This window comes from Roseomonas sp. WA12 (genome assembly GCF_054165765.1).
Window position 1 is genome coordinate 3108438 of the sequence record NZ_CM135108.1, and the last position, 13221, is coordinate 3121658.

The 13221-nt window shown below is 70.8% G+C and carries 15 protein-coding genes and 1 pseudogene; 4 read left to right on the forward strand and 12 right to left on the reverse strand.

The features are described from left to right. Positions 1 to 13: 13 nt before the first annotated feature. Entirely contained in the window at positions 14 to 412 is a 399-nt protein-coding gene (locus ACVBD7_RS14935) for a rhodanese-like domain-containing protein (protein WP_458094024.1), read from the reverse strand. A gap of 53 nt (positions 413 to 465) precedes the next feature. On the opposite strand from ACVBD7_RS14935, the gene ftrA reads away from it, so the two are divergent. Then, positions 466 to 1503: a transcriptional regulator FtrA gene (gene ftrA / locus ACVBD7_RS14940; protein ID WP_458094025.1), complete on the forward strand. Its 1038-nt coding sequence runs from the start codon at positions 466 to 468 to the stop codon at positions 1501 to 1503. Positions 1504 to 1546: 43 nt separating this feature from the next. On the opposite strand, the gene ACVBD7_RS14945 is transcribed toward ftrA, so the two are convergent. Then, positions 1547 to 2524, reverse strand: coding sequence for a Bug family tripartite tricarboxylate transporter substrate binding protein (locus ACVBD7_RS14945; RefSeq protein ID WP_458094026.1), 978 nt, complete (start codon positions 2522 to 2524; stop codon positions 1547 to 1549). Between the two features lie 252 nt (positions 2525 to 2776). On the opposite strand from ACVBD7_RS14945, the pseudogene ACVBD7_RS14950 reads away from it, so the two are divergent. From ACVBD7_RS14950 to ACVBD7_RS14960, 3 genes and pseudogenes are all read left to right on the forward strand, one after another. Continuing rightward, positions 2777 to 2974 (forward strand): annotated as a pseudogene (locus ACVBD7_RS14950) (hypothetical protein); the annotation flags it as partial. 70 nt (positions 2975 to 3044) lie between these two features. Next, complete coding sequence (locus ACVBD7_RS14955) at positions 3045 to 3275, forward strand: SDR family NAD(P)-dependent oxidoreductase (protein ID WP_458094027.1); 231 nt, start codon at positions 3045 to 3047, stop codon at positions 3273 to 3275. Between the two features lie 12 nt (positions 3276 to 3287). Beyond that, the gene (locus ACVBD7_RS14960) at positions 3288 to 3461 is read left to right on the forward strand and encodes a hypothetical protein (RefSeq protein ID WP_458094028.1); all 174 of its coding nucleotides are present in this window, start codon (positions 3288 to 3290) and stop codon (positions 3459 to 3461) included. A gap of 28 nt (positions 3462 to 3489) precedes the next feature. On the opposite strand, the gene ACVBD7_RS14965 is transcribed toward ACVBD7_RS14960, so the two are convergent. The 10 genes from ACVBD7_RS14965 to gcvT form a co-directional block, all read right to left on the reverse strand. Next, positions 3490 to 4122, reverse strand: coding sequence for a hypothetical protein (locus tag ACVBD7_RS14965; protein WP_458094029.1), 633 nt, complete (start codon positions 4120 to 4122; stop codon positions 3490 to 3492). Between the two features lie 76 nt (positions 4123 to 4198). Further along, on the reverse strand, positions 4199 to 5296 hold the full coding sequence (locus ACVBD7_RS14970) for a DNA methyltransferase (protein ID WP_458097708.1): 1098 nt from the start codon (positions 5294 to 5296) through the stop codon (positions 4199 to 4201). A 104-nt stretch (positions 5297 to 5400) separates the two neighbouring features. Beyond that, the gene (locus ACVBD7_RS14975; protein ID WP_458094030.1) at positions 5401 to 6039 is read right to left on the reverse strand and encodes a ribonuclease HII; all 639 of its coding nucleotides are present in this window, start codon (positions 6037 to 6039) and stop codon (positions 5401 to 5403) included. Further along, positions 6040 to 6798: an SDR family NAD(P)-dependent oxidoreductase gene (locus ACVBD7_RS14980; protein WP_458094031.1), complete on the reverse strand. Its 759-nt coding sequence runs from the start codon at positions 6796 to 6798 to the stop codon at positions 6040 to 6042. Between the two features lie 80 nt (positions 6799 to 6878). Further along, entirely contained in the window at positions 6879 to 7814 is a 936-nt protein-coding gene (locus ACVBD7_RS14985) for an alpha/beta hydrolase family protein (protein WP_458094032.1), read from the reverse strand. Between the two features lie 11 nt (positions 7815 to 7825). Next, positions 7826 to 8275, reverse strand: coding sequence for a GNAT family N-acetyltransferase (locus ACVBD7_RS14990; RefSeq protein ID WP_458094033.1), 450 nt, complete (start codon positions 8273 to 8275; stop codon positions 7826 to 7828). After that, positions 8272 to 8850 carry an NUDIX hydrolase gene (locus tag ACVBD7_RS14995; protein ID WP_458094034.1) on the reverse strand — a complete coding sequence of 193 codons (579 nt, stop codon included), beginning with the start codon at positions 8848 to 8850 and terminating at the stop codon, positions 8272 to 8274. The genes ACVBD7_RS14990 and ACVBD7_RS14995 overlap by 4 nt, the downstream gene beginning before the upstream one ends. Beyond that, a complete protein-coding gene (gene gcvP, locus ACVBD7_RS15000) occupies positions 8847 to 11750 on the reverse strand; it encodes an aminomethyl-transferring glycine dehydrogenase (protein ID WP_458094035.1) in 2904 nt (967 codons plus the stop codon). The genes ACVBD7_RS14995 and gcvP overlap by 4 nt, the downstream gene beginning before the upstream one ends. After that, complete coding sequence (gene gcvH, locus ACVBD7_RS15005; RefSeq protein ID WP_458094036.1) at positions 11747 to 12124, reverse strand: glycine cleavage system protein GcvH; 378 nt, start codon at positions 12122 to 12124, stop codon at positions 11747 to 11749. Before gcvH ends, gcvP begins: the two co-directional genes overlap by 4 nt. Then, positions 12121 to 13173, reverse strand: coding sequence for a glycine cleavage system aminomethyltransferase GcvT (gcvT, locus tag ACVBD7_RS15010; protein WP_458097709.1), 1053 nt, complete (start codon positions 13171 to 13173; stop codon positions 12121 to 12123). The genes gcvH and gcvT overlap by 4 nt, the downstream gene beginning before the upstream one ends. Positions 13174 to 13221 lie beyond the last annotated feature (48 nt).

Genomic DNA, 13221 nt, shown 5'->3' on the forward strand with positions numbered 1-13221 from the left:
GGCGGTTCCTGTTTCAGGTACCCTGTTCCAGGCTGAAGCCCTCATCCAGCCAGCCCATCACGCCGCCGATCATCATCTTCACCGGCCGACCCAGCTGCGCCAGCCGCAGCGCCGCACGGTCCGCGCCGTTGCAGTGCGGTCCGGCGCAGTAGACGACGAAGAGCGTCCCCGCCGGCCATTCCGCCATACGCTGCGCCTCCATCTCCCGATGCGGCAGGTTGAGCGCACCCAGGACATGGCCGCGCGCGAAGGCGTTGGGGCCGCGTACATCCAGCAGCACGAAGCCCGGATCGCCCGCGGTCATCCCGGCCTGCACGTCCGAACAATCCGTTTCCAGCGACAGGCGGCGGGCGAAATGGGCCTTGGCCTCGGTGGCAGGGGCGGCGGGGATAGCGGTAACGGGATTGATCATGGGCAGGGCTCCTTCCAAAGGGCAGCCTCGGCCGGCCCACGTGATGCTGGCGAGTGGCACGCGGGCCGATTACCGTCGGGATCGTGCCAAAGACGCCGCGCCCCACGCCGCCCGCCAATTCCCTGGTCGTCGCGCTCGCCTATGACGGGCTGTGCACCTTCGAATTCGGGGTCGCGGTGGAGGTCTTCGGCCTGGCGCGGCCGGAAGTGGGGCCGGGCTGGTACCGCTTCGCCACCGCCGCCATCGAACCCGGCCCGCTGCGCGCCGCAGGCGGCATCCAGGTGCTTACCGATGGTGGGCCGGAGCTTCTGGCCGAGGCGGGCACGATCATCGTGCCGGGCTGGCGCGGCACGGATGCGCCGGTGCCCCCTGCCCTGATTGAGGCCTTGCGCGCGGCCCATGCGCGCGGCGCCCGCCTGCTCTCCTTCTGCTCCGGCGCCTTCGTCCTCGCCGCCACGGGGCTGCTGGACGGCACCCGGGCCACCACGCACTGGCGCTACGCCGAGGCACTGGCCGCGCGCCACCCGGCGGTCACGGTGGTGCCGGATGTGCTCTACGTGGATGGCGGCCCGGTACTGACCGCGGCCGGAACGGCGGCAGGAATCGACCTGTGCCTGCATCTCATCCGGCGGGACCACGGGGCCGCCGCCGCTAATGCGGTGGCCCGCCGCTTGGTCGTTCCGCCGCATCGGGAGGGCGGGCAGGCCCAGTTCATCGCCCGCCCCGTGCCCGGCGCGCGGGAGGGCTCCCGCCTCTCCCCTCTGCTGGACCGGATGCGCATCGCACTGGCCGAGGACTGGCCGGTGGACCGCATGGCGGAGGAGGCCGGGATGAGCAGGCGGAGCTTCATCCGGCATTTCCGGGACGCGACAGGTGAGAGCCCTGCCGCCTGGCTGGCCGCGGCACGGCTGGCCCATGCGCGGGACCTGCTGGAGACCACGGCGCTGAAAATGGAGGTGGTGGCGGAAAGGAGCGGGCTAGGCTCGGCGGCCACGCTGCGTACCCGGTTCCGCGCCCGCACGGGCATGGCGCCCGCGGCCTGGCGGCTGGGCTTCGCCGGGCCCGCAGCACAGCGCGATGCCGTGCCGTGAGCAGGTGGCGGGGCGGCAACGGCCACCCCGCCGGGCCCGGGACTCAGTCGAGCCGCACGTTGTTGGCGCGGATCAGCCGCGTGTAGTTGTCGGTGGTCTGCGTTAGCCAAGTCCTGAAGGCCTCCGGCCCGTCCGTGCGCTGCTCGGCGCCGAGCTGGGCGAGGCGGGCGGCGATCGGCGGCAGGGCCAGGATCGTGCCCAGTTCCTTGTGCAGGCGATCGACCAGCGGAGCAGGCGTGTTCCCCTGCACCATGATCCCCTGCCAGGTCCCGGCATCCGCCGCCGGCCAGCCCAGCTCGCGGAAGGTAGGCACGTTGGGCAGGGTGGAGAGGCGATGCGCGCCGGTGACGGCGACTGCGCGCATCTGGTTGTTCACCGCATAGGGCTGGGACTGGGTGGCGCCCTGCAGCGTCAGGTCCGCCTCGCCCGAGACCACGGCGGTCAGTGCCGGGGCGCCGCCGCGATAGGGCACATGCGTCATCTCCTTCCCGAAGTGGTCGGAGAGCTCGATAAGGGTGAGGTGGGAGGAGCTGCCGACGCCCGCATTGCCGGCGTTCAGCGGGCGCGGATGGGATTTGGCGAAGGCCGCAAGCCCGGGCCCGTCCTGCACGGGCAGTGTGTTGGCGACGCCGAGGATGTAGGGCGCGTAGATCAGCATCGTGACCGGCGCGAGGTCCTTCGCATTGTCGAAGGGCAGGCGGGGAAAGAGCGCCGGGTTGGTCGCGATGGTGGTCACGTCCATCAGCAGCAGGGTGTGGCCGTCGGGCGGGCTCTTGGCCACGACATCGGCGCCGATATTGCCCGCAGCACCCGCACGGTTCTCCACCACCACGTTCTGGCCGAGAGCGCGCGTCAGCTCCGGCGCAATCAGCCGGGCCAGGATGTCGCTCGTGCCGCCCGGAGCGTTCGGGACGATGATGCGGATCGTGTGATCGAAGGTTTGGGCCCGGAGCGCGGGTGCGGCGAGGGTGCAGGCCGCGGTGGCGGCAAGGCTGGTTCGGATCAGGTCGCGGCGCTTCATCTGGGCGGTTTCCCTTGCTGGTTTCCATAGCCCTTCGAGAGGGCCTTCGGCATCCACCGACCCTGCGGCCGGCGCGATCGCCCGGAGATTGAGGGCGGATTCGTCGGGACGCAAACCGAAGCGGCCCCTAGCGGGGACGTCTTGCGCCCCGGGCTTAAATCCTGGACGTTAAGTCCGTTCTACAGAACGTAACCCCCACCTTCCGAAGCCTTCGCCGTAACCGGTGACACGTCCTCCTCCCGCTGCGACCTTATGCGCGGTGTCGCGGCCAGCGGCATCGCCGCAGCGGTCGCAATACCCGCCGCGGCCCAGACCGGAGCAGCCCCGACCGGAGCAAGCCAGGCCGGCAGCAAGGCGGTGCTGATCCCCGGCTACCTCCGCGACGAGGCCTTCTGCCAAAGCCTGGTGGAGCGTGCCGTGCAGGAGTTGGGCGGGCTCGACATCCTGGTGAGCAACGCGGCCTACCAGCACGCGCAGACCTCGCTAATGAATATCAGCACCGAGCAGCTCGACCAAAACGATGAAGACCAATGTCTACGCGATGTTCTGGATCGTGAAGGCGGCGATGCCGTATCTGCAGCCGGGCTCCGCGATCATCTGCACCACCTCGATCAACGCGCAGACGCCTTCGGCCAACATCCTCGACTACGCCTGCACCAAGGGCGCGATCATGATCTTCGTGCGCGGGCTGGCGAAGCAGGTGATCGACAAGGGCATCCGCGTGAACGGCATGGCGCCCGGGCCGTTCTAGACGCCGCTGCAGGTGTCAGGCGGGCAGACGCCGGAGGGGCTGCAGAAATTCGGGGCCGAGGCGCCGATGAAGCGCCCGGGGCAGCCGGTGGAGCTGGCCTCGGTCTATGTGGAGCTCGCGGCCTCGACCTCGAGCTCCACGACCGGCCAGATCTTCGGCGAGACGGGCGACGTCGGCTGGCCCTGAGCCGTGCCCTCCGTTCCGAAGCCTGTCTTCAGGTGCGCGCGCCAGGGCCCGGCGCGCCCTCGCCGCTCAGGATCGCCCGGACGTTTATTAGGACCGCGGCCGCGAGGGTTCCCGCAAGCACGGATTCGGGTGGGTTCCAGATGGTCACACGCAGCTTGACGAAGCGGCCCTGCCAGATCGTCAGGCAGATACTGTCCCCCGTGCGCGTGCCGTCGCGCTGCACGATGGAGAAGTTTGCGCAGCTCGCCTCCGGCACGCCAGCCTTGCCGACCGTCAGTGCCGTTTCGGACTTCACGGATCGATAGAGCCCCGCGCGCGCAGCGACAGTCAATTCCGCCGCGGAATTGCGGAGTTCCCCAGCCACTTCGGGGCTGCCGGCTCCCTCGGGTGCGCGGCTTCGACCGCGATCATAGACGTAGACAGTAACGGCCATCCGCTCGCCGTTAGAGGGGACATATCGGGCGCCTGCCCCCATCCCGGCCCCGCCCGGCTGGGCCTCGAAGTTCAGCAGCGGGCCGTTGCGCCGGAACATCCCGAACTCGGCCGGAAGGGCCTCGACCTCCTGCAAGGCCGTCCGTTGCGGGCCCGCGGAGAGATCAGGCCCCGGCGCGGCACATCCGGCCAGGAGAAGCAGAGCGAGGGCTGCGAGGAGAGGACGCATTCCAGTGTATCCGGCGAAGCGGGAGGATCAGGCTATCCCGCGGAACGCCCCGGGCCAATGCGGGCCGATGACCGGATCAGGACCCAGGCGCCAGCTCCGCGCGTAACTCGTCAATGACGCGCAGCGTGCCGTCGCGGCGCTCGACATGCCAGAAGGTCCAGCCGTTGCAAGTCGGCGCCTCCTGCACAGCGGCGCCGACCTGGTGGATGCTGCCGGCGATGCGGCCGCAGCGTAGCGTCGCGTCCACGCCCACCTCGGCCTGCCAGCGGCGGTGCCGGTCCCACAGCTTCGTACCGGGCGGCACCAGGCCGCGCTCAACCAGCGCGCCGAAGGGAATGCGGGGCTGCTCGCGCTTCGCGGGCAGCGTCAACGCGACACTCTCCGAGAGCGGCTCGATTGTCTTCAGCCGCGCCTCGGCCGCATCGGCGTAGCCGGGGTCGCGCTCCAGCCCGATGTAGCGACGGCCCAGGCGTTTCGCGACGGCGGCGGTGGTGCCGGTGCCGAGGAAGGGATCGAGCACAATATCGCCCGGCGCGGTGCAGGAGAGGAGCACGCGGTGCAGCAGCGCCTCGGGCTTCTGCGTGGGGTGCAGCTTCACCCCGTCCTCGCCGCGCAGCCGCTCATGCCCGGTGCAGAGCGGGATGAGCCAGTCGCTCCGCATCTGCTTGTCGTCGTTCATCGACTTCATGGCGGCGTAGTTGAAGCGGTACCGGCTCTCCTCGCCCCGCGCGGCCCAGATCAGGGTCTCATGCGCGTTGGTGAAGCGGCGGCCTCGGAAATTCGGCATGGGGTTGGACTTGCGCCACACCACGTCGTTCAGGATCCAGAAGCCCAGATCCTGCAGCGCGACGCCGAGGCGGAAAACGTTGTGATAGGACCCCATCACCCAGATGGTGCCGTCCTTGCGCAGCACGCGGCGGCACTCGGTCAGCCATTCGCGGGTGAAGGCGTCATAGGCGGCGAGGTCGTCGAAACGGTCCCAGGCGTCATCCACGCCATCGACCAGGCTGTCATCCGGCCGCCGAAGCTCGGTCTTGAGCTGGAGGTTGTAGGGCGGGTCCGCGAAGATGGCGTGCACCGAGGCCGGCGGCAGGCTCTTCAGGCTCTCGATGCAATCCCCGCGCAGGACGCTGTCCAGCGGCAGGTCCAGACCCGTCGTACCCACGCGCGCCATATCCCCCGGCATCAGGTCGGCGGTGGCGCCACGCCCCCGCGTCGCGCCGGGCCGAACCCCTGGGTCACCATGCCCATGGCCGAGTCGCCCGGTCAAGTTTCGGGTCAAGAAAGTGCCAGAACGGCTTGATCGACGGGACTGAATCCGCGCCGGTGATGCGGGCAAGGCCCGAGCCGCGCGAGGGCTTCCCGATGCATCGCGGTGGGGTAGCCGACATGGCGGTCGAAGCCGTAGCCGGGCCACCGCGCGTGCAACCGCGCCATCGCGCGGTCCCGCACCACCTTCGCCAGGATCGAGGCCGCCGCGATGGACAGGGACAGGCCGTCCCCGCCCACCACGCAGCGCACCTCGCAGGTCAGGCGCGGCGGCGCGTTGCCGTCCACCAGCGCCATGTCTGGCACGACAGGAAGGCGGGAAACCGCGCGCAGCATGGCCAAATGCGTGGCGCGCAAGATGTTCAGCCGCCCGATCTCGGCGGCACTCGCGGCCCCCAACGCAATGAAGGCGGTGCCTGCCGCATGGGCTTCGCGCAACGCGGCGTAGGCGGCCTCGCGGCGCGCGGCATCCAGGCGCTTGCTGTCATCCAGCAGCGCGGCCAGCAGGCGCGGTGGCTTCACCGGAAAAATCACGGCGGCCGCCATGACCGGGCCGGCCAGCGGGCCGCGCCCGGCCTCATCCACACCGGCCACATGGCCGGAATGGGCGGATTCCAGCGCGAAGTTCGGGCGGGGCGCGCGCGCCATCTAGAGGATCAGCCCTCCATCCACGGTCAGCGTCTGGCCGGTGATCATGGCGCCGGCGCAGCCGAGGAAGAGAATCGCTTCCGCGATGTCCTCGGGCACGCAGCGGCGGCCCATCGGGCAGTTCTGGATGGACTGCGCGCGCTGCGCCTCCGTCCACTCGATCTGCCAGGTGCTGTCCACCGCGCCGGGCGCCACGGCATTCACGCGGATGTCCGGGCCCAGCCCGCGGGCAAGGTGCTTGGTCAGCGCGATCACCCCCGCCTTGCTCGCCGCATAGGCCATTGAGGAGCCGCGGCCCGACAGGCCGGCGACAGAGGCCAGGTTCACCACCGCCCCGCGCGTTTCCCGCAGGGCCGGGACGGCGGCGCGGGTCACGCGGAACAGGCCGACGAGGTTCGTGTCCAGGATAGTGTCCCAGAGCGCGTCGGTGATCTCGTCCAGCGCGTTGCCGGGGATGGTGCGGGCCGCGCCGGGGGTGCCGGCATTGTTCACCAGCAGGTCCAGCCGGCCGAGCCCGGCGACGGCAGCCTCCACCATCGCCGCTTCGTCCCCGCCGCCGATGGCGCCGGGGGCCTCGAGGATGATCGCTCCGTCCACGCGCAGGGCGGCAGCGGCTTCGGGGCCGCGCGGGTCACCGGGCAGGAAGTTCAGGGCGACGGCACAGCCATTCGCGGCCAGTTCCCGCGCGGTGGCAAGGCCGATGCCGGATGCGGCGCCGGTGACGAGGGCGGCGCGGCCGGCGAGGTCGTAGCGGGGCATGGTTGTTCCTCCGGCGCGGGAGAATCGGCCGGGTTGGGGTCGGGAGGCAAGGCCGGGGAGGCGAACCTTCCCGGCCCCTCCTACAGCCCGCGCTCCACGAACTCGTCGCCCGGCCCGAGCAGCCCCGTGGCCCCGCCCCGCAGAAGCGCCCGATCCGCCGCATCCCCGCGCAGAACGGCGTCGAGGAAGGTGATGGAAAGCGCGGCCGCACGGGCGTGGTAGGTGCTTTCGGCGTAGCGGCCGCCCGCTTCCGCCTCGTCGGCGAAGGAGGCATGGGCGGCGCCGGCCAGCACGGCCAGCGCGCCGGGGTTGCGGGACCCCTCGAAGGGCGCGCGGCGGGCGGGGGCGCGGATGCCCTCGATGAATCCGTGATCCTCGGTGCCGGTGATGTGCAGCATGGGCACGGCGTACCCCGCATAGGCCAGGCGGGGCGGCAGGCCGATGGCGGGGATGGGGGAGAGCGCCACGCCGGCCTTCAGCCGCGGGTCAGGCAGGCCCAGGCCGCGATCGCCGCCGGGCAGGCGCTCGCCCAGCATGTGCTGCACGGTCCAGGCGCCGAAGGAATGGCCGGCGATGGCCAGGCGCTGCGGATCGGCGCGATTCGGCAGGTTGTTCAGCGCGAACTTCACGTCCAGCAGCCGGTCCAGCGCCGCCTGCACGTTCAGCGCGCCGGCGGCGAGGCTGACCATGCGGTCCCCTCCCCCGCGCCACAGGCTGTCATCGGAGCCGATATGCTGGAGATGGATGGCGAGATAGCCGTTCTCGGCGAGCGCGCGGCTGAGATAGGCGAGCCCCTCGCGGGACCCGCCGAGACCGTGGGAGACGAGGACCGTGGGCGCGGGGGCGCTGCCGGCAGGCTCACGGATGAGGACGGGGATGTCGCGCGCGCGGGCGGCATCGCGCCAGACGGTGCGGGATTCGGTGATGCGGGCCTCCGTCGGCCGGACTGTTGCCGACGGAGCCGCGGCGCAACCCGAAGCCGCCAGGAAGGGCAGCAGGGCAGGCGCCGCGAGCAATGCCCGGCGGTTCAGAGGGGGATGTCGTAGGTCTTCCAGGGCGTCAGCTTCGCGACCCGGTCGTACACCGCACGGGCGCGGCTGTTGTCCTCGGCGGTGATCCAACGGATGACGCTCCAGCCGCGCTGGCGGCCAATCTCGGCCAGGGCATTGATGAGCGCATCGGCAGCGCGCTTGCCCCTCATCTGGGGATCCACGAACAGATCGTCCAGATAGCCGCCGGTCGTTGCCGAAAGCGGGCGGGCGAAGGCGCGGTAATGGGCCAGGCCCACGGCGCGGCCCTCGGCATCCTCGGCGATGAGGCCGTTGCTCTCATGCGCGGCGTCGTGCAGCCAGGACCAGACGCGATCCCGCATCTCGGGCGTCTGGGTGACGCGGTAGAACTCGGCATAGCCGGCATAGAGCCTGTCCCAGTCGGCGCGGTGGCGCTGCTCGAGTGGGAGGATGCGGATGTCGCTCATGAGGCGTCCTTCAGCCGGAGATCCAGGCGGCCCGCGGCCCTGAGCGCGAGCAGCAGGGAGGAGACGTGCAGGCCGTGATGGATGATGCCATCCCCGAGGCCGTCCAGCACCCCTTGCACCGGCAGCAGCTCCACCGTGATGTCCTCGCCCACTTCATGGGCGGTCGGGTGGGTCAGCGTCGCGTTCAGCGCCAGCACGGTATGCGCGCGGTTGCGGTGGGTGGCCGGGTTTGGGCTCATCCCGCCGACATAGCGGTATTCCGGCGCGGTGTAGCCGGTTTCCTCGCGCAGCTCGCGCGCGGCGGCGACGGCCGGGTCCGCATCCGCCTTGTCCACGGCGCCGGCGGGCAGTTCCAGCGCCCAGGACCGGCTACCATGGCGGTACTGGCGCACGAGCACCAGCTCATCCGCCGGCGTGATCGCCACCGCATGCACCCAGTCCGGGTAGGACAGGGTGTAGAAGGGATCGAGCACGTTGCCCTTGGAATCCCGCACCGCATCCGCTGTGACATCGATCCAGCGGTCGCGCAGCGCGGTGCGGGAGGACAGGATTTCCCAGAGAGGCGGGGCGGTCACTCCGCCGCCACCCTGGGCGCGTCCATATAGGCCTCCAGCGGCGCGCAGGTGCAGGCGAGGTTGCGGTCGCCATACACGTTGTCCACGCGCTTCACCGGCGGCCAGTACTTGTTCGCCATCACCCAGGGCAGCGGGAAGGCGGCCTGCTGGCGGGTGTAGGGGTGGGACCAACCCTCCGCCGTCACCTCCTCCGCCGTGTGCGGGGCGTTCTTCAGCGGGTTGTCGGCCTTGTCCGCCACGCCCTGCTCCACCGCGCGGATCTCGGCGCGAATGGCGATCATGGCATCCACGAAGCGGTCCAGCTCCTCCTGCGGCTCGCTCTCGGTCGGCTCCACCATCAGCGTGCCGGTCACGGGCCAGGACATGGTGGGCGCGTGGAAGCCGTAATCCTGCAGGCGCTTGGCGATGTCCTCCACCAGCACGCCGCCGCCCTGCTGGAAGCCGCGGCAATCCAGGATGCACTCATGCGCCACCATCCCCTGCCGGCCCCGGTAAAGGACGGGGAAGTGGCCATCCAGGCGGCGGGCGACGTAGTTGGCGTTCAGGATCGCCACCTGCGTCGCGCGCGTCAGCCCGGCGGCGCCCATCATGCGGATATAGGCGTAGGAAATGGGCAGGATGCTCGCGCTGCCGAAGGGCGCGGCGGAGACAGGGCCGAAGCCGGTTTCCGGCCCGGCTTCCGCCACCATCGGGTGGTTCGGCAGATGCGCGGCGAGATGCTTCGCCACGCCGATCGGCCCGACGCCCGGGCCGCCGCCGCCATGCGGGATGCAGAAGGTCTTGTGCAGGTTGAGGTGGCAGACATCGGCGCCGATCGCGGCCGGGCTGGTCAGGCCGAGCTGCGCGTTCATGTTGGCGCCGTCCATGTAAACCTGGCCGCCCGCGGCGTGCACGGCATCGCAGATGGCGCGAATGCCCTCCTCGAACACGCCATGCGTGCTGGGGTAGGTGATCATCAGCGCCGAGAGCTTCTCGGCATGCTGCCCGATCTTCGCGCGCAGGTCGTCGAAGTCCACGTTGCCGTCGCGGTCGCAGCCCACGACCACCACGCGCATCCCGGCCATCACGGCGGAGGCCGGGTTGGTGCCATGGGCGGAGGAGGGAATGAGGCAGATATCCCGGTGCCCCTGCCCGTTCGCGCGGTGATACGCGCGGATGGCCAGAAGCCCGGCATACTCGCCCTGGCTGCCCGCATTCGGCTGCAGCGAGACCGCCGCGAATCCCGTGCAGGCGCAGAGCCAGGATTCCAGCCGGCGGATCATCTCGATATAGCCGCGCGCCTGGCTGCTCGGCGCGAAGGGGTGGATGTCGGAGAAGCCGGGGAAGGTGACGGGGATCATCTCCGCCGTGGCGTTCAGCTTCATCGTGCAGGAGCCCAGCGGGATCATGCTGCGGTTCAGCGCGACATCCTTGTCCTCAAGCCGCTTGAGGTAGCGCAGCATCGCGTGTTCCGAACGATGCGCGCGGAAGACGGCGGCGGTGAGGAAGGGCGTGCGGCGCTCCAGCGCCGCGGGCATGCGGCCGGGGGCGGAGAGCTCGCCCAGCCCCGTGCGCCCACAGCCCGCCACCTCGCAGAGCACGGTGTCGAGCGCGATGACATCCTGGCGCGTCACCGTCTCGTCCAGCGCGAAGGCGACGCAGCCCGCATCCACGCGGCGCAGGTTGAAGCCGGCGCGCAGCGCGGCCTCCACCAGCGCATCGGCGCGGTCGTCGGCCTCCACGGCCACCGTGTCGAAGAAGCAGTCGTGGCGCAGGGCGAAGCCGGCGCGCTGGGCGGCATCGGCCAGCAGCGTGGCGAGGAGATGCGTGCGGCGGGCGATGCGGGTCAGCCCCTCCGGCCCGTGCCACACGGCATACATGCTGGCCATCACGGCCAGCAGCACCTGGGCGGTGCAGATGTTGCTCGTCGCCTTCTCGCGGCGGATATGCTGCTCGCGGGTCTGCAGCGCCAGGCGCATGGCCGGACGGCCTGCCGCATCCACCGAGACGCCGACGAGGCGGCCGGGCATCAGCCGCTTGAGATTGTCCTTCACGGCCATGTAGGCGGCGTGCGGGCCGCCATAGCCCATGGGCACGCCGAAGCGCTGGGTGCTGCCCACCACCACATCCGCGCCCATCTCGCCGGGCGGGGTCAACAGGGTGAGCGCCAGGATGTCGGCGGCGACGATGACCAGCGCGCCGGCCGATTGCGCGGCAGCAATGAGGGGCGCGAGGTCCCGCACCTCGCCCGTGGTGCCGGGATAGGAGAGCACGAGGGCGAAGGGCTTCAGCGCCGCGATCGCGCCGGCATCGTCCGTCACCTCGATGGCGAGGCCCAGCGGCTCCGCCCGGGTGCGCAGCACGGCCAGGGTCTGCGGGTGCAGGTCCGGCGCCACCGCGAGAGTGGTGGACTTGCCCTTGTGCGCGGCCAGGGCCAGCGCCATGGCTTCCGCCGCGGCGGTGGCTTCATCCAGCAGCGAGGCATTGGCGACGGGCAGGCCGGTGAGGTCGCACACCATGGTCTGGAAGTTCAGCAGCGCTTCCAGCCGCCCCTGGGCGAGTTCCGCCTGGTAGGGCGTGTAGGCCGTGTACCAGCCCGGATTTTCCAGCACGTTGCGCAGGATCACCGGCGGCGTGTAGGTGCCGTGATAGCCGCAGCCGATCAGCGACTTCACGCGCTGGTTCTTCTCGGACAGCGCGCGCAGCTCCGCGATGACGGAGGCCTCACCAATGGGTGACGGCAGCGCATCCAGATGGCTGTCGCGAATGCCGGCGGGCACGGTGCGGGCTGCCAGCGCCTCCAGGCTCTCCGCGCCGACCACATGGAGCATGGCGGCGATCTGGGTCTCGGTCGGCCCGATATGCCGCGTGGCGAAGGCGGCGGTCTGCTCGAGATCCGCCAGCTCGTCGAGGGCGCTCACTGACCTTCCTCCGCATGCCTGGCATAGGCATCGGCATCCATCAGCGTCTCGATCTCGGAGGCATCGCGCGGGGTGATGGTGAAGAACCATCCCTCGCCCATCGCACCGCTGTTCACCAGGCCGGGATTGTCCACCAGCGCATCGTTCACCGAGGCGACGGTGCCGGAGATGGGCGCGTAGATGTCGGAGGCCGCCTTCACGCTCTCCACCACGGCGACGGAATCGCCCGCCTCCACCTCGCGCCCGACCTCGGGCAAGTCGACAAAGACGACATCGCCCAGCGCGCCCTGGGCGTGGTCGGAAATACCCACCACGGCCACATCGCCGTCCAGGCGCACCCATTCATGGCTCTGGGCGAAACGGGTCTGGCTCATGCGACGGCTCCTGCGATGCGCTTGTAGCGATGGGGAACAAAGGGGGTGGGCGCGATGCTGGCGGGAATGGCCCGGCCGCGCACCATCAGATCAAGCGCCGTGCCATCCCCGGCATGGGCGCGGGCGACGTAGCCCATGGCGACCGGCGCCCCGAGCGAGGGGCCGAAGCCGCCCGAGGTGATCTCGCCAATCGGCAGCCCGTTCAGCGCAATTTCGGTATGCGCGCGCGCCGGCTGGCGGCCATCGGGGAGGATGCCGACGCGGAGCCGCTTCGGGCCGCTATCCAGCTCCTCCCGCACGCGCTCGGCGCCGGGGAAGTCCCATTCCATCCGGCGACGCTTGCCGAGGCTGAAGGTGAGCGCGGCCTCCACCGGGGAGGTCGTCTCGTCGATATCCTGCCCGTAAAGCGGCAACCCGGCCTCCAGCCGCAGGCTGTCCCGCGCGCCCAACCCGGCTGGGGCCGCGCCACCCGCCAGCAGGGCGCGGGCCACCGTCTCGGCGCCCTCCGCGGGCAGGCCGATCTCGAACCCGTCCTCCCCGGTATAGCCGGAGCGGGTGATAAGGGCGGGGATGCCCGCCACCGGGGTTTCGAGCACGCCCATGAAGGGCATGGCGGCCACGCCCTCGGCCAGCCGGGCCAGGATGGATTCCGCCCCCGGTCCCTGCAGCGCCAGCAGCGCGCGGTCGGGCCTGGGCACCAGCGAGACCCCGGCCGGCAGGGCCGAGCCGATCGTCTCCAGGTCCACCGCCTTACGGGAGGCGTTCAGCACCAGGAACAGCCGGTCGCCGAGATTGGCGACCATGAAATCGTCGACGATCCCGCCAGTCTCGTTCATCAGCAGGGCGTAGCGCTGGCGGCCGGCGCGCAACGCCTGGACCTCGGCCGGCGTCACCCGTTCCAGCGCGGCGGCGGCGCCTTCGCCGCGCAGCTCCGCCTGGCCCATATGGGAGACGTCGAACAGCGCCGCGCCGGTGCGGCAGGCCCCGTGCTCGGCGATGATCCCGGCCGGGTATTGGACCGGCATCGCATATCCCGCGAAGCCCACCATGCGCCCGCCCAATTCGCGGTGCAGCCCGGCCAGCGGTGTCTCAAGCAG